General features: G+C 68.2%; 14 protein-coding genes and 1 pseudogene. 6 read left to right on the top strand and 9 right to left on the bottom strand.

The annotated features are described in order from the left end of the window. Positions 1-49 precede the first annotated feature (49 nt). Positions 50-1,726, top strand: a complete 1,677-nt coding sequence (locus SKC41_RS02020; protein WP_330976095.1) for a (2,3-dihydroxybenzoyl)adenylate synthase — start codon at positions 50-52, stop codon at positions 1,724-1,726. Next, the gene (locus SKC41_RS02015; RefSeq protein WP_442931530.1) at positions 1,723-6,924 is read left to right on the top strand and encodes a type I polyketide synthase; all 5,202 of its coding nucleotides are present in this window, start codon (positions 1,723-1,725) and stop codon (positions 6,922-6,924) included. Before SKC41_RS02020 ends, SKC41_RS02015 begins: the two co-directional genes overlap by 4 nt. 7 nt (positions 6,925-6,931) lie before the next feature. On the opposite strand, the gene SKC41_RS02010 is transcribed toward SKC41_RS02015, so the two are convergent. The 6 genes and pseudogenes from SKC41_RS02010 to SKC41_RS01985 form a co-directional block, all read right to left on the bottom strand. Further along, positions 6,932-9,307: a glycoside hydrolase family 65 protein gene (locus SKC41_RS02010; RefSeq protein WP_330976094.1), complete on the bottom strand. Its 2,376-nt coding sequence runs from the start codon at positions 9,305-9,307 to the stop codon at positions 6,932-6,934. Continuing rightward, positions 9,304-10,108, bottom strand: a pseudogene (locus SKC41_RS02005) (beta-phosphoglucomutase family hydrolase). Before SKC41_RS02005 ends, SKC41_RS02010 begins: the two are co-directional and overlap by 4 nt. A gap of 25 nt (positions 10,109-10,133) precedes the next feature. Next, positions 10,134-11,015 (bottom strand): alpha/beta fold hydrolase, encoded by an 882-nt coding sequence (locus SKC41_RS02000; protein WP_330976093.1) that lies wholly within the window; start codon positions 11,013-11,015, stop codon positions 10,134-10,136. Between the two features lie 5 nt (positions 11,016-11,020). Then, on the bottom strand, positions 11,021-11,836 hold the full coding sequence (locus tag SKC41_RS01995) for a class I SAM-dependent methyltransferase (RefSeq protein ID WP_330976092.1): 816 nt from the start codon (positions 11,834-11,836) through the stop codon (positions 11,021-11,023). Next, positions 11,833-12,903: an NmrA family NAD(P)-binding protein gene (locus SKC41_RS01990; protein ID WP_330976091.1), complete on the bottom strand. Its 1,071-nt coding sequence runs from the start codon at positions 12,901-12,903 to the stop codon at positions 11,833-11,835. Before SKC41_RS01990 ends, SKC41_RS01995 begins: the two co-directional genes overlap by 4 nt. Then, positions 12,900-14,435 (bottom strand): MFS transporter, encoded by a 1,536-nt coding sequence (locus SKC41_RS01985; protein WP_330976090.1) that lies wholly within the window; start codon positions 14,433-14,435, stop codon positions 12,900-12,902. The genes SKC41_RS01990 and SKC41_RS01985 overlap by 4 nt, the downstream gene beginning before the upstream one ends. A gap of 79 nt (positions 14,436-14,514) precedes the next feature. Here SKC41_RS01985 and SKC41_RS01980 point away from each other — a divergent pair, with 79 nt between their 5' ends. Next, entirely contained in the window at positions 14,515-15,153 is a 639-nt protein-coding gene (locus SKC41_RS01980; protein WP_330976089.1) for a winged helix-turn-helix transcriptional regulator, read from the top strand. Positions 15,154-15,182: 29 nt separating this feature from the next. Here SKC41_RS01980 and SKC41_RS01975 read toward each other — a convergent pair whose 3' ends face one another. Further along, positions 15,183-15,836 (bottom strand): TetR/AcrR family transcriptional regulator, encoded by a 654-nt coding sequence (locus tag SKC41_RS01975; RefSeq protein WP_330976088.1) that lies wholly within the window; start codon positions 15,834-15,836, stop codon positions 15,183-15,185. Between the two features lie 59 nt (positions 15,837-15,895). Between SKC41_RS01975 and SKC41_RS01970 the strand changes: the two genes are divergently transcribed. After that, on the top strand, positions 15,896-17,092 hold the full coding sequence (locus tag SKC41_RS01970) for an acyl-CoA dehydrogenase family protein (protein ID WP_330976087.1): 1,197 nt from the start codon (positions 15,896-15,898) through the stop codon (positions 17,090-17,092). A gap of 20 nt (positions 17,093-17,112) precedes the next feature. Here SKC41_RS01970 and SKC41_RS01965 read toward each other — a convergent pair whose 3' ends face one another. Beyond that, positions 17,113-18,207: a cytochrome P450 gene (locus SKC41_RS01965; RefSeq protein WP_330976086.1), complete on the bottom strand. Its 1,095-nt coding sequence runs from the start codon at positions 18,205-18,207 to the stop codon at positions 17,113-17,115. 73 nt (positions 18,208-18,280) lie between these two features. On the opposite strand from SKC41_RS01965, the gene SKC41_RS01960 reads away from it, so the two are divergent. Then, the gene (locus tag SKC41_RS01960; protein WP_330976085.1) at positions 18,281-18,856 is read left to right on the top strand and encodes a TetR/AcrR family transcriptional regulator; all 576 of its coding nucleotides are present in this window, start codon (positions 18,281-18,283) and stop codon (positions 18,854-18,856) included. Between the two features lie 10 nt (positions 18,857-18,866). Next, complete coding sequence (guaA, locus tag SKC41_RS01955; protein ID WP_330976084.1) at positions 18,867-20,462, top strand: glutamine-hydrolyzing GMP synthase; 1,596 nt, start codon at positions 18,867-18,869, stop codon at positions 20,460-20,462. Here guaA and SKC41_RS01950 read toward each other — a convergent pair whose 3' ends face one another. Then, positions 20,463-21,068: a hypothetical protein gene (locus SKC41_RS01950; protein WP_330976083.1), complete on the bottom strand. Its 606-nt coding sequence runs from the start codon at positions 21,066-21,068 to the stop codon at positions 20,463-20,465. Between the last annotated feature and the right edge of the window lie 25 nt (positions 21,069-21,093).

Raw genomic sequence — 21,093 nt, 5'->3', positions numbered from 1 at the left:
CTATATTAGGATTCTCTAAGTTAACTTACCCCGGAAGGGCGCCACCGCGATGAGCACCGGATTTCATCCCGATGCCGAGGTCGGACGACACGAAAGTATCGACCTCGCAACGGGATTCGTGCCGTTCCCGAGCGACCGGGCGGACTGCTATCGGCGGGCGGGTTATTGGGCCGGGCTGCCCTTGGATTCGATCTTGCGCGAGGCCGCGCAACGTTGGCCGGACCGCTGCGGCATCGCGGATGCCCGGGTCAGCTACACCTTCGCCGAATTCGACGCACTGGCCGACCGCATCGCGAGCGGCCTGATCGATCTCGGATTCGTCGCCGGCGATCGGGTGATGCTGCAACTGCCCAACTCCTGCCAATTCGCGTTGGCGCTGTTCGGGCTGCTGCGAGCGGGTGTGGTGCCGGTGATGTGCCTGCCCGGCCACCGCACCGCCGAACTGAGTCACTTCGCCGATGTCAGCGGCGCGGTCGGGATGATCATCACCGACAGGGCGGGCGGCTTCGACTACCGCGAGATGGCCACCGCGCTGGTGCGCGAGCGGCCGCAATTGACCTGGGTGCTGGTCGACGGCGACCCGGGCGACTTCCGGGCCTGGTCCGACGTCGCGAACCACGCCGGCCCGGCCGTCCGGGCAAACCCGGCGCCGGATCCGGGGCTGCCCGCGTTGCTGCTGGTGTCGGGCGGCACCACGGGGCTGCCCAAGCTGATCGCCCGGACCCACGACGACTACCGCTACAACGCGTCGGCCTGCGCGGCGGCGTACGGGATGAGCGGGGACGACGCCTACCTCGTGGTGCTGCCGGCCGGGCACAACTTCCCGTTGGCCTGTCCGGGTCTGTTGGGCGCGATGACCGTGGGCGCCAGAACAGTTTTCACCGACGACCCCAGCCCCGAGGCGGCCTTCGCGCTGATCGACCGCCACCGGGTCACCGTCACGGGGTTGGTCAACGCGCTCGCCAAGCTGTGGGCACAGGCCTGTGACTGGGAACCAATCCTGCCGACCTCGCTGCGAGTGGTGCAGGTCGGCGGGTCGCGGCTGCTGCCCGACGAGGCCCGGTTCATCCGGGAGAACCTGACGGCGGGCATGCAGCAAATCTTCGGGATGGCCGAGGGGATGTTGAACTTCACCCGCCCGGGCGACCCCGCCGAGGTGGTGGACAACGTGCAGGGCCGGCCCATGTCGCCCGACGACGAGATGAGGGTCGTCGACGAGAACGGCGACGAGGTGGCCCCCGGCGAAGAGGGTGAGCTGCTGGTGCGCGGGCCGTACACGATCAACGGCTACTACCGCGCCGACGAGGCCAACGCCCGCTCCTTCAGCCCCGACGGGTTTTACCGCAGCGGCGACCGGGTGCGGATCTTCGCCGACGGCCCACGGGCCGGATATGTCGAAGTCACCGGCCGGATCAAGGACGTCATCCACCGGGGCGGCGAGACCGTCTCGGCGTCCGACCTCGAGGAACACCTGCATGCCCATCCCGCCGTGGCCGACGCGGCGGCCGTCGCACTACCGGATCAGTATCTCGGCGAAAAGATCTGTGCGGCAGTTGTTTTCAAGGGCACACCGGTTACCCTGGCCGAGCTCAACGGATTTCTCGATGGCCGTGGCGTCTCTGTCCATGCCAAGCCCGACGTACTGGAAGCCATGCGTTCACTGCCCAAAACAGCGGTGGGCAAGGTGGACAAAAAGCAAATCGTCGTCAGCCTGACACGGGCATGAACGACGCACCAACTGACATGACATTGAATGGTGGCCCTGATGACCAACTTTCGGCACCGAGTGTGACCGGCAGCGCGACACCCGAACCGATCGCCGTCATCGGCCTCGGTTGCCGGCTGGCCGGTGACGTCACCACCGCCGAGGCGTTTTGGCAGTTCCTCCTCGACGGCGGCAGTGCGGTGCGCGAGGTGCCCGCCGACCGCTGGGAGCCCTATCTGTGGCGCGACCCGCGCAACGCCGCGGTGCTCAGGGACACCACCCCCTGGGGCACGTTCATCGACAACCTCGCGGGTTTCGACGCCGAGTTCTTCGGTGTCTCTCCCCGCGAGGCCGAACTGATGGACCCGCAGCAGCGGCTGGCCGTCGAGGTCAGCTGGGAGGCGCTCGAACACGCCGGGGTGCCGCCCCGTTCGCTGGCCGGCACTGACACCGCCGTACTGATGGGCGTGAACTCCGACGACTACGGCAAGCTGCTGATGGAGGACCTGCCCGGTATCGAGGCGTGGACCGGGATCGGCACCTCGCTGTGCGGGATCGCCAACCGGGTGTCACATCTGCTCGATCTGCGCGGGCCCAGCGTGGCGCTCGACGCCGCGTGCGCGGCCTCGTTGGTGGCGGTGCACCAGGCCTGCCAACTGCTGCGCTCGGGCGAGACGGCGCTGGCGCTGGCCGGCGGGGTCAGCGCGCTGATCGGTCCGGGATTGACCCGCGTGCTCGATCAGGCCGGCGCGACGGCTCCCGACGGTCGCTGCAAGACCTTCGACGAGTCCGCCGACGGCTACGGCCGCGGCGAGGGCGCGGCAGTGGTGGTGCTCAAGCGCCTCGCTGACGCCGTCCGCGACGGCGACCGGGTGCTGGCCGTGGTCCGCGGCGGCGCGGTCGCCCAGGACGGCCGCACGGTCGGCATCATGTCACCCAACGGCGCCGCCCAGGCGGATCTGTTCCGGCTGGCATGCCGGTCCTGCGACATCGACCCGGCCACCGTCGATTTCATCGAAGCCCACGGAACCGGGACGCCCACAGGCGATCCCGTGGAAGTGGAGGCGCTGGCGCAAGTGTATGGAGCCGTCCGGCCCGCCGACGACCCGGCGCTGGTCGGCTCGGTCAAACCGAACACCGGCCACCTCGAGGGCGGCGCCGGCGCCGTCGGCCTGATCAAGGCCGTCCTGGCCCTGTATCACCGGACCGTTCCGCCCACGGCGGGCGTGCGCAATCTCACCCCCGGCGTCGACTGGGCCCGCAGCGGCCTGCGGGTGCCGACCGAGACACAGGCCTGGCCGCGGCGGCCTGACCACCCGCGCCGGGCAGCGGTGTGCAGCTACGGCTACGGTGGCACCATCGCGCACGTGTTGCTCGAGGAGGCGCCGCCCGCGACCGCGCCTCAGCACACGAAAATGACTGGACCGGTGGTGATTCCGCTTTCGGGTCGTTCGCAGAGCAGGCTGACGGCGCAGGCCGCCGCGTTGGCCGATCACCTCGGCGGCCGCGACGTCTTGCTGACCGAGGTCGCCGCGACCCTGTGGGCCCGACGCAGCCATGAACCGGTGCGCGCGGCCGTGCTCGCCGAAGATTGCGGGGAACTGCTCGGTGGGCTGCACACGCTGGCCGCCGGCGAGCGTGACGGCGCGGTGGTGCGCGGCACCGCGCTGGCCGAGGCGTCCGAGGGCGCGGTGTGGGTGTTCTCCGGGCACGGCTCGCACTGGCCGCAGATGGGCAGGGAGTTGTTGGCCGGCGAACCGGCGTTCGCCGCCGTGATCGACGCGATCGATCCGATCTTCGGTGCCGAACTCGGCTTCTCGGCACGCGAGGCGCTGACCTCCGGCGAACTGGGCGGCACCGATCAGGTGCAGGCGCTGACCTTCGCGATGCAGGTCGGCCTGGCCGCGGTGCTGCGTGAGCGCGGCGTGCGACCCGCCGCGGTGATCGGTCATTCCGTGGGCGAGGTCGCCGCCTGTGTGACCGCGGGCGTATTCGACCTGGCGCACGGCGCGGCCGTGGCGTGCTACCGCGCCCGCGGGTTCCGCAAGGTGATGGGCCAAGGCGCGATGGCGCTGGTGCCGCTGCAGTTCGCCGATGCCCAACAGCGGCTCGGCGCCCGCACGGACGTGGTGGCGGCGATCAGCGCCTCGTTGACCTCGACGGTGGTGTCGGGCACTGTCGCGGCCGTCGACGAGGTGGCCGCCCGCTGGGGCGACGAGGGACTGATGGTGCGCCGCGTCAAAACCGACGTCGCGTTCCACAGCCCGGCGATGGACGCGCTCACCGCCGACCTGGCTCGGCTCACCGGTGCGCTGCCGAAGCCACGGCCGGCCCAAATTCCGCTGTACACCACCGCGCTGGCCGATCCGCGGTCCACGGCGCCGCGTGGACCGGACTACTGGGTCGCCAATCTGCGCGACCGGGTTCGCTTCGCCGAGGCGGTTTCCGCGGCGGCCGCGGACGGCCACCGGCTCTTCCTCGAGGTCGCGGCCCACCCGGTGGTGTCGCATTCCATCGCGGAAACGTTGCTGCACTTGAATATTGAGGAGCACGCGGCCGTCGGCGTACTGCGCCGTGACCAACCGGCACGGCGTTCGGTCGCCGCGGCGGTCGCCGCCCTGCACTGCCACGGCGCGCCCGTCGGCGACGGCGTCACCACCGCCACACCGTGGGCCGGCGAGCTGCCGGGCACGCAGTGGCAGCACCGCGACTTCTGGCGCATCCCGAGCGCGCCGCCCGCCGGCCGCGGTGTCCACGACGCCGACTGCCACACCCTGCTCGGAGGCCGACTCGAAGTCACCGGCACGGTGCCGGCGACGGTCTGGGAGACCCGGCTGGACATGTCGACCCGGCCCTACCCCGGCAACCATCCCGTGCAGAGCACCGAGATCGTGCCGGCCGCGGTGCTGCTCAACACGTTCCTGACGGCCGTGGGAACCGATCTGACCGAGGTGCATCTGCGCACCCCCGTTGCGCCGGGCCGCACCCGCGACGTGCAGGTGGTGCTGCAGGATCGCGCGCTCGCGATCGCCACCCGACTGGTCGACGAGGACGGCCCCGACGTCGGTGGCTGGCTGACGCACTGCACCGCGATCGCCGCCGCCACCGACGACCGCGAGGTGCCGCGGCTCGACGAGACCGCGATCCGGGTCCGCTGCACCGAGCAGTTGTTGCCGAACAGCGTGGTGGACAAGCTCGCGAAACTCGGTGTCGCCGAGATGGGTTTCGGCTGGGAAGTCGTCGATCTGTGGGCCGGTGACGGCGAATTCCTGGCGCAGGTGCGAGCCGAACCGGACGGGTCGCACCCCTCGACGTGGGCCGGGCTCATCGATGCGGCCACCTCGGTGGCGTCCACGGTGTTCGACGGAGCGCCCCGGCTGCGCATGCCCGCTCGCATCGAGCGGGTGAGAGTCCTTGGCAAACAGTCTGATTCGGTGCTACTGCACGTTCGCCGTCGCGATCGGGGCAGCTGCACCGACGTGACCATCGCGTCGCTGACCGGGCGGCCGCTGGTGGAGATCACCGGCATGACGTTCGAGGAACTCGAGCACACCGGCGGCGACGTGTCGCGGGTGGTGCACCGAATCGACTGGAAGCCAACATCTTTCGACGTCCAGGCCGCACCGGCCGAAGTGATGCTGGTTGGCGGCGATCCGGCCGTTCGCGCCTGGTGCCAACGCGACCTGAAAGCCGCCGGCGTCGCCCACCGGGTATGTGCCACGCCCGCCGACATCCCCGCCGATCTCGACTCCGAGGCCGTCGTGCTGGTGCTGCCCCGCGCCGCCGAGAGCCCTCTGGAAGCCGTGGACACGGTACTGGAGGCGCTCAAAGAGCTTCTGTGCAAAAGCATCTCGTCGCGGCTGTGGGCCCTGACTCACGGTGTGCACGAAGGCGCCGACGTGAGCCGTTCCCCACTGTGGGGCTTTTCGCGAGTGGCCGCGGCCGAGCACCCCATGCTGTGGGGTGGCGTGCTCGATCTCGCCGAGGACCGGCTGCCGCTGGGTGCGCTGGCCACGCTCAGCGGCCACGCTGTGGTGGTGGTTCGCGACGGCGTCGCGCAGACCGCGCGGATGGCGAACATCGTCGGCGCGGCCGGACCGACGATGGCATGCAGCCCGGCCGGCACCTATCTGGTCACCGGTGGGACCGGCGTGCTGGGCCTGCGTGTCGCCGAGCGATTGGCGGATCTGGGTGCGCGCCGCGTGCTGTTGTTGTCCCGGTCCGGTCTGCCGGAACGCTCGCAGTGGGCGAGCGCGGACAATCAGGCGCAGATCCGCGCGGTGTCCGCGCTCGAGGAGCGCGGTGTCTGGGTGGACTCGGTCGCCCTGGACATCGCCGCACCCGGTGCCGCCGACGAACTGCGCTCCGTGCTGGCCGGCCTGCCGCCGGTGCGCGGCGTGATTCATGCCGCCGGCGTGGAAGCCGGTGTGTTCCTGGCGAATACGACGATCGACGAGATCGCGACGACCATGCATCCGAAGGTCGACGGGGCGCTGGCCCTGCACGAGATGTTCCCGCCCGGGGAGCTGGACTGGATGGTGCTGTATTCCTCCTGCGGATACCTGGCCGGCTTCCCCGGGCAGGGGGCCTACGCCTGCGGCAACGCCTTCCTGGATGCGCTGGCCCGGCACCGGCGCGCGCTGGGCGACGTCACGACGAGTGTGGCGTGGACCGCGTGGCGCGGCCTCGGAATGGGCTCGGACTCGGGATACATTGCCGCGCAACTGGATGCGCTGGGGATGGACACCATCGGCGCGGACGACGCATTGCGTGCCCTGGACGTCGCGATGCGGTCGCAGGAGGCCAACCCGGTGGTGTTGCCGGTGCTGCCGGAGGCCACGTCCGTGCCGATCCTTGCCGACATCGCGGCCGCGGTCGCCGCGGATTCCGTTGTGCAGCATCAGGATTTCGCGGCGGTGGGCCCGGGCGACATGGACACCGAGGAATGGGTGCGCCAGCAGGTCCTCACGGCGGTGGCCGCCGAACTCGGCCTGTCCGCCGACAGCGTCGACCCCCGGATGCCGCTGGTCGAAATCGGCGTGGACTCGATCATGACGGTCGCGCTGCGGCGTCAGCTCGAGAAGCAGACCGGGCTGGCGTTGCCACCGACGCTGCTGTGGGAACACCCCACCGCGGCCGCGGTTACGGCGCGCATCGTCGAGCTACTGGACAACGAGATCGTTTCTGCCGCAACCGAAGACGGCGCGCCGGTGGTGTAACTGCGGGTTAGTTGCTCCCGAGCTGGTGGGCCTGCGTCCGCCGGTGCGTGGGCTCGCAGCCGGGCGGCTGCGGCGGCGCCGGGAGCAGTGCCTTGCGCTGACGCACCGCGATGGTTTTCGGCGAGTCCGTCGTGAGCACGATCTCCTCACCGGCGTGCCGGATGGCAAGCTCACCGCTGTCCCCGTCGCTCAGGGTGTAGGTGACGTCGTTGTGGTTGGCGTCGACCATCAGCCGGAAGGCACGCCACCGCACCCGGAACCGCAGCCGGGTGATGCCGTCGGGCAGCGCGGGATCGATCTCCAGGATGCCGTCGTCGTCGCGCAGGCCGCCAAACCCCGCGACGATCGCCATCCAGGCGCCGGCCAGCGATGCCATGTGCAACCCGTCGCGGGTGTTGGAGTGCAGGTCGCGCAGATCGATCAGCGCGGCCTCGTAGGCGTAGTCATGCGCCAGCTCCAGATGCCCGACCTCCGCGCACATCACGGCCTGACAGCATGCCGACAGCGACGAGTCGCGCACCGTGCGCCGCTCGTAGTAGTCGACGTTGCGCGCCTTCTGCTCGGGCGTGAACGCGTGGCTTTGCCACTGCATGGCCAGCACCAGGTCGGCCTGCTTGATCACCTGCGCGGGGTAGAGCCGCACATACGGTTCGTGCAGCAGCAGCGGATATTTGTGCCTCTTCTCGAAATCCCACTCCGCGAACTTGGTGAAGCCCTCGCACTGCTGGTGGACGCCGAGCTCTTCGTCGTAGGGAATGCTGACCGCGTCGGCCGCATCCCGCCAGGAGGCCGTCTCCTCGTGGTCGACCCCCATCGCCTCGGCCGCCTCGGGGTGACGGTTGCACGCATCGGCGGCGACCATCAGGTTGTGCGCGGCCATCAGATTCGTGAAGACGTTGTCGCGCACGATCGCGGTGTACTCGTCGGGGCCGGTGACGCCCTCGAGGTGCCAGACGCCGTGGCGGTCGTGATGCCCCAGCGACATCCACAGCCGAGCCGTCTCGACCAGCACCTTCAGGCCGCAGTCGGCCTCCAGCGACTGATCGCCGGTGACGACGCGGTAGCGCTCGAAGGCCATCGCGATGTCGGCGTTGATGTGGAAGGCCGCGGTGCCGGCCGGCCAGTAACCCGAACACTCCTGGCCGCGGATGGTCCGCCACGGGAAGCTCACACCCTCGAGGCCGAGTTCTTTCGCGCGGTCCCGGGCCATGTCCATCGTCGACGCCCGCCAGCGCAACGAATCGGCGACCGCGTGCGGCAGCGTATAGGTGAGCACGGGAAGCACGAAACCCTCGGTGTCCCAGAAGGCGTGGCCGTCGTAGCCCGTTCCGGTCAGCCCCTTGCTGGGGATGGCGCGGCGCTCGGCCCGGGCGCTGGCCTGCACGAGGTGAAAGAGCCCGAACCGCACCGCCTGCTGGGATTCCGAGTCGCCCTCGACTTCGACGTCGGCGTTTTCCCAGAAGTCGTCGAGGAATTCCCGCTGGGCTTTCAGCAGCCCGTCCCACCCGCTGTAGCGGGCGCTGTGCAGCGCCGCGGCGACCTGGTCACGCAGCGCGGGCCGGGAGCGCTGGCTGGACCAGCCGTACGCGAGATATTTGACGATGCGCAGCTTCTGGCCGGGGCGCAGCCCGCAGATCACGGTGGTGCGCGCCAAGTCGGAACTCGCGTCGTTGGTGACCTCGACCCGTCCGGGCACCTCGACGATGTGATCCATTCCCGCGGCCATCATCAGTTGGCTCGCCCGGGTCCGGTGCATCAGCAGCGCGCCGCAGTCGGTCTCGTCGTGTTCGACGGCCTCCAACGGGTTTTCCAGGATGGCCGCCACCCGGGGGTCAGCCGACGTCGTCGGCTGGTCCTCGTTGGTGACGAGCTCGGATTGCACTGTGACACGGACGAACTCGTTGACCGCCTCGACGCAGTACTCGATGGCGGCGACACTGCGGTGGGCCAGGGAGACCAACCGGGTGGACGTCACCTTGACTTCCTTGCCCACCGGTGATCGCCAGTGCGCGTTGCGCGTCAGCGTCCCGGCCTTCAGGTCGAGCACGCGCTCGTGTGAGACGAGTTCGCCGTAGCGGACGTCGAACGGCTCATCCTCGACGAACAGCCGGATGATCTTGCCGTTGGTCACGTCGACGATGGTCTGACCGGCCTCCGGATAGCCGTAGCCGGCCTCGGCGTAGGGCAGCGGCCGGATCTCGTAGAACGAGTTCAGATAGGTGCCCGGCAGGCCGTACGGTTCCCCCTCGTCGAGGTTGCCGCGCAGCCCGATGTGCCCGTTGGACAAGGCGAAGAGCGATTCGGACTGGGCGATCAGGTTCAGGTCGAGCCGCGTCTCGCGGACCACCCACGGTTCGACCGGGAAGGCTTCCTGAGTGATCATGGCTTGACCTCGGTTGAATTCCCCAGCAATTCTGCGAGGTCGGTGACCACGACGTCGGCGCCGTTCTTGAGCAGGTCTTCGGCCTGGCCGACTCGGTCGACCCCCACCACGTAGCCGAAGTTACCGGCACGACCTGCTGCCACCCCCGACAGAGCGTCCTCGAACACCGCGGCCGCATCGGGGGCGACGTCGAGCAGCTGCGCCCCCCGCAGATAGGAATCCGGCGCGGGTTTGCCTTTGATGTGTTCCTCCCGCAGCGTCACCCCGTCCACGCGCTGCTGGACGAACCGCTCCAGCCCGGTGATCTCGAGCACTTCGCGGGTGTTGGCGCTCGACGACACGACGGCGATGCCCAGGCCCGCGGCCGAGGCCGCCTCCAGGTAGCGCCGCGACCCGTCGAACACCTCGACGCCGTCTCGCTCGAGCACCTTCTGGAACATGTCGTTCTTGCGGTTGCCCAGACCGTAAACGGTTTCGGCATCGCCGGAGTCGTCGTGATCGCCGTCAGGCAGTTCGATTCCCCGGCTGTGCAGAAACGACCGGACCCCGTCTTCGCGCTTCTTGCCGTCCACGTATGTCCGGTAGTCCGCGGCGGCATCGAAGGGCACGAACTTCTCCCCGGTGCGCTCGGCGCGCTGGGACAGGTAAGCGTCGAACATGGCCTTCCAGGCCTTGGTATGCACGCTTGCGGTGTCGGTCAGCACCCCGTCGAGGTCGAACAGGCAAGCACGCACCTTCTCTGGCAGACCCAGCACCGAGGATCCTCACTGTAGGAGTAGTTGGGCGATACCACTCCACCATGCTTGACCGCAGGTCGCCAGCGAACTCACATACTTGCCACCCGCCGGACGACGCGAACCATCTCGGCGGGGCGTTCCAGCGCGGAGAAGTGTCCGACGCCGGGCACCGTGCTGGCCTCGACCTGGAGCTGGCGGGCCACGTGCTCCCGCTCGGCCACCCGCGACCAATCCTGAGCGGAATAGACCAGCGTGACGGGCACGCGCACTTCCGGATAGCGGCTGCGCGCCGCCATGAACTCGGTGAGGTTGCGCATGATGGCCCGATTCACCCTCGGATAGCCGCGCCGGCGGCCGCTGCGCCGCAGCTCGCGCAGAAAGTCGTTCGGCAGCGCGTGATGTTCGGCGAAGCCGCCGCGCAGCACGCCGCCCAGGATGAGTTGATTCTCCAGCCGGGCGAAGATCGGGCCGATGCCTGGCATGCGGACGGACGTTGCGATCAGACGGGCGAACCAGTTGCCGCGTTCCAGGCCGCTCGGGTAGTCGTAGGGGTTGAAGGCGATCACCGCGCTGACGTTGTCCGCCAGGTCGACCGACGCCAGCAGCGACAGAGCCGCTCCCATCGACTCGCCGGCCAGGGTGACGCCGTGCAGCTCCAGTAATGTCACGAATTCGATTACAGCGCTGCGTAGTTCGGCTTCGCCGTATCGGGCACCGGGGACGATGTCGGACCACCCCATGCCGGGCAAGTCCAGCGCGTAGACGGTGAAGTCGTCCCACAGCCCGGGAATGACCCGCTGGAAGTAGTCCAGCTGGGTGCGGACCGTGTGGAGCAATACCAGGGGTGGCCCGCTTCCCGCGGTGAAGTACCGCAACCGCGACCCATCGGTACGGGGCAGAAACCGGACTTCACCGCGTCCGCCGGTCCACGTCGTCGTGTAGCGCTGATCCGGAATCTCGTTGACGTCCATGGCAGTTAACCCGCGCCGTCCGCTCGGGCGATTCCCTGGATGACCCGCAGCCGTCCGTCCGACAACGCGCCGGTCAGGTTCTGCGCCTTGCGGGCGAAGTCGGCCACGAAGGCGTGCAGCCCCAGCGGGCCGGCGGGCTGGGTCAGCAGGGCTTGCATGATGGCGCCCGCCTGGTCGGTGAGATCGTTCCACTGTTCGACGACGAATCCGCAAGACTCGATGACCGAACGCAAGTCGTCGGGGCCGACCAGATGGCTGTGTGCGGGTTGATCGGCCCACGGCAGGGGATAGGAGAGTTCGCGACCATCGCCAATGGTGATGTCCCACAAGGCAAGACGGCCGCCGCTGACCAGCACCCGGCGCGCCTCCGAGTACAGGCGCGCCTTGTCGGCCACGTTCATCTGGACATGCTGGCTGATCGCGACGTCGAAGCCGGCATCGGCGAAGGGGAGCGCGGTGACATCGCCCTGATGAACCGATATCCGGTCGTCCAGCCCGACGAGCCGATTGAGCCAGCTGTTGGTTTCGCAGTATTCCTCGGTGAGGTCGACGGCCGTGACGGTGCAGCCGAAGCGGTCGGCGACGTAACGCGCGGTGCCGCCTACCCCGCTGCCCGCGTCGAGCACCGCACTCGCACTGGTGATCCCGGCGAGGTCCACCAGCGCAGCGGTCGCGATGCGGCCCATGGTGTGGAAGTCCTCCAGCAGGCCGAGGTCGGCGGGCGCCAAATGCTCGAGGTCTTTCCCCGCGGTAAGCAACGCCTGCTCGATGTTGTGCTGGGAGAGGCCGGTCGAATACTGGGTTCCCTGGGTGGTGGTCATGCGGAGATCCTTTCGGTGTGCTCACTTCGCCACAGCGACGATTGCCCGGACAGTTCGGGATGTGCGGGCTGGGGATGCTGCTGGAACCGGTCGAACCGATCCAGCCGATGCATCGGCACCAGCGGGATGATCATGAAGTTCCACAGCTGGCGCAGGAAATTGACTGCGGTAGTGCGGGTTTCCGGCACGTTGACATAACGGCGTGCGATCGTCAGGAAGTCTTCGGGTTCGACCCCGGCGACATCGCGAACATGCGTGGTCGGGCCGCCGACCTCCCAGCTCCCCAACGCGTGTTCGGGCAGGTAATAGCGCAAGCTGGATTCGAAGTACAGGTCGGCGCCGAGCCGTTTTCTGTTGACGTGCACCGCGCGCATGAACATCCACGCGGGAACGTCGACGTGCCGCACGCGTCGACCCAATGCCTCACCGACCGCGTCGGCGATCTGCGGTCCCGAGAGCAGCTCCGGGCCTGTTGGCCGGTAGGCACGGCCGTCGTGGCGGTGCGGATCGAGTAGCGCGCCCACCGCGACCCGGGCGATGTCTTCGTTGGAGGGCGGCGCATTTCGGCCGGCCCCGGTCGGTGTCGGCAACACTCCGAGTTGAGCGGCGATGGGGACCAGCTGCAGATAGTTGTCCGCGAAATATCCCGGGTCGACGGCCACATGCGCGGTATCCGGCAGCAGCTCGAACAGCTTGTCGGTCAACCAGGCGTGCCGGGTCATCAGCGAGGGGTGTTGCGGGCTGGCCAGCCATTGCCCAAGTGCCACAACCGCTTCGGTACCGGCTCGCCGGGCGGCCACGGCAAAGGTGACCGCACTATCGAGCGCGTGCGGGTGGTAAGGAGCGTTGAAGAACAGCCGGTCGACCCCGTCCATCGCGGCGGCAACCTGTTGAATGTCAAACATATCCGCGATGACGACTTCGGCGCCCAGCTGCCGTAGCCGCGCGCTGCGTGCGTCTTCACGGTGCACGACGGCCCGGGTGGCGACGCCCTTCTCGAGCAGCTGGGCCGCGACCGCACCACCGACTTTTCCCGTCGCGCCGGTGACCAATATGCGAGTGTTCATGCGTCTTCCCTTTCCATGTGACGAGCTCTTTCCCTTTGAGGTGCCTGCTGACGTGCCGGTAGCAGACCCGCGACGACGATCGCCGCGGCCAGTGCGATTCCCGCGCAGACCAGCGAGCCGACTTGCAGGCCGTCCAAAAACGCGCGGTTGACGGCGTCGCGCACCGGGCCGGCATGCTCCGCGGGAAGCTGTTCGATCACCCTGTGCGCCACCGCCATTGAACTGCGCATCGCGGCGGTGACGCCGGTCGGCAAGGTGGCCAGCGCGGGTGCGGTGCCCAGGTGCGCGGAGTAGACCGAGGCGAAGACGCTGCCCACGATGGCAACTCCCAGGGTGCCCCCGAGCTCACGCGTGGTGTCGTTGACGGCCGACCCGATCCCGGCCTTGTCGGCGGACAGCGAACCCATGATCGATTCGGTGGCCGGCGAAAACGTAAGGCCGAGGCCGCCGCCGAGCAGCAGCATCTGCGTGGCGATCTCGGCGTAGCTCGTCGCGGCGTCGGCGGTCGATGCCCACGCCAGACCCGCCGCGAACACGGCCAGGCCCCCGGCCACGACGGCGGTGGTACCGATCCACTCCACCAGCCGCGGCCCCAGGACACTGGCCAGCGCGATCGATATGGCGACCGGCAGCAATCGCACGCCGCTCTGAAAAGCGCTGTACTCCTTGATGAATTGGAAGTACTGGGTGATGACGAAGATAAAGCCGAACAAGGTCAGAAAGCCCGCGGTCACCGCCAGGCTGCCACCGGAGAACCGGCGATTGGCGAACACCGTGACGTCCAGCATGGGATGGGTGCTGCGCCGCTCCCACAACGCGAACCCGGCGAGCAGGACTGCCGCCAAGGCGAATCCGGCCGCGGCGCGGGGACTGGTCCACCCCCACGTCGGCGCCTCGATGACGGTATAGACCAGCGCGGTGACGCCGGCCGCCGACAGCACCAGGCCGGGCACGTCGACGCGTGGTGCCGCGGGGTCGCGAGAAGTCGGCACGAACAAGACGCCGCCGGCGATGGCGACCACCGCGATCGGGATGTTCACCATGAAGATGGCACCCCACCAGAAATGCTCGAGCAGCCAGCCACCGCTGATCGGCCCCACGGCCACGCCGACACCGACCATCGCCGCCCACAGCCCAATCGCCTTGGCGCGGGGTACCGGGTCGGTGAAGATGTTGGTGATCAAACCCAGTGTGGTCGGGAAGATCAGCGCCGCACCCACACCCATGGCGGCCCGCGCCGCGATCAGTTGATCCGCGGAATTCGCTTGCGCTGCAAGGCCCGACGTGATCGCAAATAATGCGAGGCCGGCATTGAGCCAGCCACGTCTGCCGTAGCGGTCGCTGAAGCTGCCGGCCGACAGCAGCAGCCCGGACATGACCAGGGTGTAGGCGTCGACGATCCATTGCAGCTGCGCGGTGTCGGCATTGAGTTCGCGCGACAGCGTGGGCAGGGCGACGTTGACGATGGTGGCGTCGACGCTGATGACGAAGACGCCGAGGCAGATGACGGCGAGTGCGAGGTTCTGACGCATGGACAAGACAGTAAATCTAATAGACAAATAAATCAACCATGAGATGGAAAAATATGTCTGCCGTTGGTAAACTGCGGTGGTGCGGACACGCAACTACAACCAGAACTGCCCGATCGCGCGCGGGCTCGACGTCTTGGGTGAGCGCTGGACGTTACTGATCCTGCGCGAGCTGGTCGGAGGACCGCGGCGGTACGGCGACCTGCGCGCCGAACTGCCCGGCATCGCAACCAATCTGCTTGCCGAGCGACTCAAGGAGCTGCAAGACGCCGGGCTGGTCGACCGGGCCGACCTGCCGGCGCCCATCGGGCGCACGGTCTACACCCTCAGCGACCTGGGCTGGCAGCGGGTGCTGCCGATCATGCAAAGCTTCGCCTGGTTCGGCCTGGACTACCTGGATCCGATCGACGAAGGACCGGCAACGCCGCTCAACGGGTTCCTGGCCGGCATCCTATTAGGCTTCGACTCAGGCAAGGCGGCGGGGCTCGAAGCGGCGTGCCGGGCCGAAATCGATGGTCGCCGTTTCGATTTCGTGGTTACCGAGGGGCGCCTGGCCGGCGCTCGCGGCGAGCCCGCGGTGACGATCACCGCCAGTGCGGCAGACCTCGTGACGGCCCGTCTCGCGACGGGCGACGCCCAGCGCAAGGCGGCCCTGCGGCGAATCGCCTTCACCGGCGAGCCGGGAGCCGTCGACGCCCTGCGTCGGGTGTTCTCGCTGTAGGCCTCAATCCCGGGCCTCAATCCCGGGCTTCAATCCTGGGTTTCGAGCAGGGCGTCGATCAGCGCTTGGGCGAGGAACCTGCCGTAGCGGGTGGCCGACCAACCCCGTTCCAGGACAAGGAGTTCGTAGAGCTCGGGTGCGTGGTACGTCCACAGGACATCGCGCGCTTCTCTGGCACTGACTCGCAGCTGTCCCGTTGCGGCGAGGTCTGCCGCGAACATCGTCATGCCGGCCAGCGTTTCCTGCCGCGTCTGCTGCCAGACCTCGCCGGCGTCCGGCGACGACGCGGCGCCATCGCGGGCGAGTAGCTGGACCGGAGCGCTGCGCGGCATGATCGCGGCCAGGTGTTCGGCATACATTCGCAGTTTGCGAGCCGCATCGGTCTCGTCGGCGACGGCCCGGATCACGTCTCGCTGGACCATCGGGATCGGCTCGTCGTCGCCGGCGACGGACACATCGAAGAGCGCTTTCAGCACGCCCGCCTTCGTCGTAAACGCCTTGTACACCGTTTCGACCGATACGGCGGCGTCCCGCGCGATTTCGGCGATCGTCGTCGCCGCGTAGCCCTGGTCCAGGAACCGCTGCCGGGCGGCCGCGAGCACCGCGTCCCGGTTGCGCTGGGCCTGCTCGCGCCGGCGGGTCGAGTCGTAGCGGCGGGGGGCCTGCTTGTTGACAGATCCCATAATTGAGTACAAGCTCCTGTATTGAATACTGGTTACTGTATGAAAATAGGGAACGTGACATGACAAGTGCAACATGCCCCGCCGTCAGCCTGTCGAACGGCGCCGATTCCGTCGCGGTGGCGCGCGCCCTGACACCCGAGATCACGCGCCGCGCCGACGAAGCCGAGGCGCTCGGGACATTGCCCCTCGATCTGGTCGAGCGACTGCGGGCGGCCGGCATCTTCCGCGCCATGCAACCGCGCTCGCTCGGCGGATTCGAAGTAGCCCCGGCCGACAACATTCAGATGATCGAGGAACTGGCGCGCGCCGACGGTTCCACCGGCTGGGTTGCCGCCATCGGCGGCGGCGCACCGGCGTTCACCGCCTGGCTTGAACCCGCAGTCGCCACAACGCTGTTCGGTTCGGACGCCGACTTCTTATCGGCCACGATCTTCGCGCCCACCGGGCGTGCCGTCCCGGACGGTGGCGACCGGTTCGGCGTCGACGGGCGATGGCCGTTTGCCAGTGGTTGCCGCCACGCCGAGTGGATCCTGGGCGGGGTCTTCGTCTTCGACGGCGACCAACCGCGAATGATCCCCGAGCAAGGCCCCGACCAGCGGCTTGCGTTCTTCCCGCGCGCCCACGCCGAGATCGTCGACAACTGGGACGTCCTGGGGTTGCGCGCCACCGGCAGCAACGATGTGGCCGCCCGAGGTCTCAAAGTGCCCGACGAACACACCATCAGCCCGTTCTTCCATCCGGCCCGCCACGACGGCCCGTTGTGGAGAATTCCGTTCTTCACGCTCGCCGGGATCGGCATGGTCGGAGTCCCGCTCGGGATCGCGCGGCGCGCACTCGACGAATTCACCGATCTCGCGACCACGAAGCTGCGCGCCATGGCGTCCGAGCCGCTCGCGAGGGATGCCGCTGCCCAGGTCGAGTTCGCCACTGCCGAAGCCGGTTTGAGGTCTGCGCGGGCATTCGTACTCGATGAGGTCAGTGCGCTGTGGGACACCGCCATCGCCGGTGACCCGCCGTCCATCGAGCAGCGTGCCGGCTTCCGGCTTGCCGCCTCAGAGGCGATGCGTGCGGCACGTCAGGTGGTCGATGTGACGTTCGAGTTGACCGGTGCGGGCGCGGTACACGCGAATCACCCGCTGCAACGCTGCTTTCGCGATCTGCACACCCTAAGCCAGCACGCTTACTTCAGCCCGTCGGCGCTGAAGCGTTACGCCAACCACCGATTCGGCTTTGCCCAGCCGACCTACCTGATGTGACGCGTGGCCACGCCCCGGCCTCACCACGACACCGGCAGCGTGACGAGCCCGCCGGCCAGCACGTCGCGACGCATGGGCAATGTTGCGGGATCGACCGCCAGCCGCATCGACGGAAATCGTGGAATAAGTTGCGTGAAAACGGAATTCAGCTCGGCTCGCGCCAACGGCGCGCCGATGCAGTAGCGGCCGCCGTATCCGAAAGCAACATGGGTGGCGTCGTTGCGGGCGATGTCGACGGCCTCGGGATGGGTGAACGCAGCGGGGTCGTGGTTGGCCGCCGCGATATCCAGCAGCACCAGGTCTCCGGTGTGGATGGTGGCGTCGTCGACGACGAAGTCGGTACGTGCGTAGCGGGGCACGCCACCCGCCCCACCTCCTGTCGTCGCCGCCCGCAAGAGCTCCTCGACGGCGTTGGGAATCAGTGCTGGGTTGTCCAGAAGTGCTTGCCACTGTTCGTGATTCGTCAGCAGCAGCAATGCGCCGAGGCCTATGTGGACCACTGTGGTCTCATGTCCGGCGAAGAGCAGGAACATGGACATGGTGGCGGCGTCCTCGTCGGATACACCGTCGGTCGCGCACAGCCGCGAGATCACGTCGTCGCCGGGGTGAGCGCGCTTGCGCGCAACCAATCCGCGGCCGTATTCGAACAGGTCGGCCAGCCCGCGCTCGGAGCGGGCGTGATCGCGCACGTTGCCGGCATCGTCTGCCCAGGCGCGGAATTGGGCTCGGTCGGAATAGGGCACGCCGAGTAGCTCGCAGATCACCAGGATCGGCAACGGCAAGGCCAGCTGCGCGTGCAGATCGGCCGGGGGTCCCTGTGTCGCAAGCTCGTTCAACAGCTCGGTGGTCAGCGCCTCCACCCGTGGTTTGAGCGCCCGCAGGTGCTTGGGCGAAAAGTGCGGCTGCAGTAGTTTTCGCATCCGGGCGTGGTCGGCGTCTTCGGTGTCGAAGTTGCCCAGCGGACCACCGAACAAAGCCGACTCCCCGGTACGCGACGCCTTGTCGGGTTCGCGATGGGACCGACCGAGACGATCGTCGTCGAGCAGGTTTCGCACCTGGGCGTAATCGGTGACCAGCCAGGCTTCGTGGCCTACCGGTGTGCGCACTCGATGCATCGGCGCCGCCTTAAGTATAAGAAGACGTATACAAGAGTACTTGTACACTGTCCCCTATACAAGTGAGGTGCAGATGACGGCCGTTCGATCCGATGCGACCCCGCGACTACCACGCGCCCAACGGCGGGAACAGATCGTGGATGCCGCCACTCGTGCGTTCGCCCGCGGCGGTTTCGCCAACACGGGCCTCGACGCCATCGCCGGCGAAGCCGGGGTGACGCCGGTGATTCTGTACCGCCATTTCGCGTCGAAGGCAGAGCTCTACCGGGCCGTCATCGACAGCGGCCACACCCGTCTGCGCGAGGCCACCGGCACCGATGACTTCGACGACGCCAGCATCCCGGCACTGATCCGCGCGGCCGCGGCCGATCCGGACGCCTTTCGGCTGCTGTTCCGACATGCCGTGCGCGAGCCGGAGTTTCGCGACATGATCGACTCGCTCAGCGAGAGCTCGACCGAGATCACCCGTCGCCACCTGGCCGGGGTCGCCGACGACCGATGGCGGAGCTGGGCGGCACGACTGCTACCCACCATGACGATTGACGCGGTGATCGCCTGGCTCGACGCAGGCCAGCCGGACCCGGACCACGCCGCGGCCCGCATCCGGCGCGTTGTCGACGCGGTGATCGACGCCGCAACCGAACACTAGACTCGTGGCCGTGGCTGAACCTGCTGACCTCGACCCCGATCTTGGTGGAGTCGGACCCGTGACCCGACCGGTATTGGTGGTCGATTTCGGCGCGCAGTATGCGCAGCTGATCGCCCGTCGCGTCCGGGAAGCGCGGGTCTTTTCGGAGGTCATCCCGCACACCGCCTCGATCGAGGAGATCAAAGCCAAGGACCCGGTGGCGCTGGTGCTCTCCGGCGGGCCGGCCAGTGTGTATGCCGAAGGCGCCCCGCAACTGGACCCGGCGGTGTTCGACCTGGGCGTGCCGGTGTTCGGCATCTGCTACGGGTTTCAGGCGATGGCGCAGGCGCTGGGCGGTACCGTCGCCCATACCGGCACCAGTGAATACGGTCGCACCGAGCTGAAAGTGCTTGGTGGCGAATTACATTCGGGACTACCAGCGGTGCAGCCGGTCTGGATGAGCCACGGTGACGCGGTCACGGCCGCGCCCGAGGGGTTCGACGTGGTGGCCAGTAGCCCGGGCGCCGCGGTCGCCGGCTTCGAGAATCGGGCCCGACGCCTGGCCGGCGTTCAGTACCACCCCGAGGTGATGCACAGCCCGCACGGGCAGCAGGTGCTCAGCCGCTTTCTGCACGGCTTCGCCGGGCTCGGCGCGCAATGGACGGCCGCCAACATCGCCGATGCGCTGATCGAACAGGTGCGTGCCCAGATCGGTGACGGCCACGCGATCTGCGGGCTGTCCGGTGGGGTGGATTCCGCGGTGGCCGCGGCGCTGGTGCAGCGGGCCATCGGCGACCGGCTGACCTGTGTCTTCGTCGACCATGGGCTGTTGCGCGCCGGTGAGCGCGCGCAGGTGCAGCGTGATTTCGTCGCCGCCACCGGTGCCAACCTGGTCACCGTCGACGCGGCCGACACCTTCCTCGAGGCGCTGGGCGGCGTGACCAATCCCGAGGGCAAGCGCAAGATCATCGGCCGCCAGTTCATCCGGGCCTTCGAGGGCGCGGTCCGAGACATCGTGGCCAACGACGGTTCCGGTGTCGACTTCCTGGTGCAGGGCACGTTGTATCCGGACGTGGTGGAGTCCGGCGGAGGCAGCGGAACCGCGAACATCAAGAGCCACCACAACGTTGGCGGTCTGCCCGACGACCTGAAGTTCAAACTCGTCGAGCCGCTGCGGTTGCTGTTCAAGGACGAGGTGCGCGCGGTCGGACGGGAACTGGGTCTGCCGGAGGAAATCGTTGGGCGCCAGCCCTTTCCGGGTCCGGGGCTGGGTATTCGGATCGTCGGTGAGGTCACCGCGCAGCGGCTGGACACGCTGCGGCGTGCCGACTCGATCGCGCGCGAGGAGCTGACCGCCGCCGGCCTGGACAACCAGATTTGGCAGTGCCCGGTGGTGCTGCTGGGCGACGTGCGCTCGGTCGGCGTGCAGGGCGACGGCCGCACCTACGGGCACCCGATCGTGCTGCGGCCGGTCTCCAGCGAGGACGCCATGACCGCGGACTGGACCCGGGTGCCCTACGAGGTGCTGGAACGCATCTCGACCCGGATCACCAATGAGGTCCGCGAGGTCAACCGCGTGGTGCTGGACATCACCAGCAAGCCACCCGGCACCATCGAGTGGGAGTAGTTACTCCGCGAATTCGCTTCTGCCGTAAGCAATATCGGCGGCTTGCCAGTTACCGCCGGCCGCAGTGACGAGCCGGCGGGCGAGGTCGCGGTCGCCGTTTGCGGCGATCAGAATCAGGGTGTGGTCGGTCGCGGTGACGGATCCGCCGCGCAGCCGGTCACGGACCGAGAGATCGGCCGCCAGCGCGGTGGTGAGGCGCCCGACGTCGACATCCGGCACGGTGATGATGATCGCGTTCTCCTGCGGCGCGGTTGGTGGCAGGTAGTCGAAGGACAGCACCGATTCCTGGTCGAACTGACGGCGCAGTGCCTCGGCGGCGGTGTGCAGGGCGGGCTCGGTGCCGCACAGATGGAATTCACGCGAACGCTCCAGGGTGATTCGCTGCTGCGCGGCGAACCAGTACACCCCGTCGAGCGGCGTTGACCCGGTGACCGTCACGCCGTTGAGGGCGATCGTCACGTCGGCCCGCGGCTCGAACAGGGGATCGCCATTGTCGACGACGAAGAACTCGGCCGGTTGACAGCTATCGCCGTCGCTTCGAGCCGGCGTGGGCACCACGATGGCGCCACAAATAAGCACCAGAAGCCACAACAGCACCGAGCGCATAACCAGCCTCTCCCGTTTCTTGACG

Origin of the sequence: Mycobacterium sp. 050128 (assembly GCF_036409155.1) — a bacterium.
In the GTDB taxonomy this organism is placed as follows: Bacteria; Actinomycetota; Actinomycetes; order Mycobacteriales; family Mycobacteriaceae; genus Mycobacterium.
The sequence above is the reverse complement of the archived record's forward strand: the minus strand, read 5'-3'. Positions and strand labels throughout refer to the sequence as shown.

What these genes read in the sequence shown, in the direction of transcription:
- SKC41_RS01990 (WP_330976091.1), bottom strand. Translation starts at nt 12,903, where the DNA reads ATGAACACTCGCATATTGGTCACCGGCGCGACGGGAAAAGTCGGTGGT.
- SKC41_RS01950 (WP_330976083.1), bottom strand. Translation starts at nt 21,068, where the DNA reads ATGCGCTCGGTGCTGTTGTGGCTTCTGGTGCTTATTTGTGGCGCCATC.
- SKC41_RS02010 (WP_330976094.1), bottom strand. Translation starts at nt 9,307, where the DNA reads ATGATCACTCAGGAAGCCTTCCCGGTCGAACCGTGGGTGGTCCGCGAG.
- SKC41_RS01995 (WP_330976092.1), bottom strand. Translation starts at nt 11,836, where the DNA reads ATGACCACCACCCAGGGAACCCAGTATTCGACCGGCCTCTCCCAGCAC.
- SKC41_RS02015 (WP_442931530.1), top strand. Translation starts at nt 1,723, where the DNA reads ATGAACGACGCACCAACTGACATGACATTGAATGGTGGCCCTGATGAC.
- SKC41_RS01965 (WP_330976086.1), bottom strand. Translation starts at nt 18,207, where the DNA reads ATGCATCGAGTGCGCACACCGGTAGGCCACGAAGCCTGGCTGGTCACC.
- SKC41_RS01975 (WP_330976088.1), bottom strand. Translation starts at nt 15,836, where the DNA reads ATGGGATCTGTCAACAAGCAGGCCCCCCGCCGCTACGACTCGACCCGC.
- SKC41_RS01960 (WP_330976085.1), top strand. Translation starts at nt 18,281, where the DNA reads ATGACGGCCGTTCGATCCGATGCGACCCCGCGACTACCACGCGCCCAA.
- SKC41_RS01970 (WP_330976087.1), top strand. Translation starts at nt 15,896, where the DNA reads ATGACAAGTGCAACATGCCCCGCCGTCAGCCTGTCGAACGGCGCCGAT.
- SKC41_RS01985 (WP_330976090.1), bottom strand. Translation starts at nt 14,435, where the DNA reads ATGCGTCAGAACCTCGCACTCGCCGTCATCTGCCTCGGCGTCTTCGTC.
- SKC41_RS02000 (WP_330976093.1), bottom strand. Translation starts at nt 11,015, where the DNA reads ATGGACGTCAACGAGATTCCGGATCAGCGCTACACGACGACGTGGACC.
- SKC41_RS02020 (WP_330976095.1), top strand. Translation starts at nt 50, where the DNA reads ATGAGCACCGGATTTCATCCCGATGCCGAGGTCGGACGACACGAAAGT.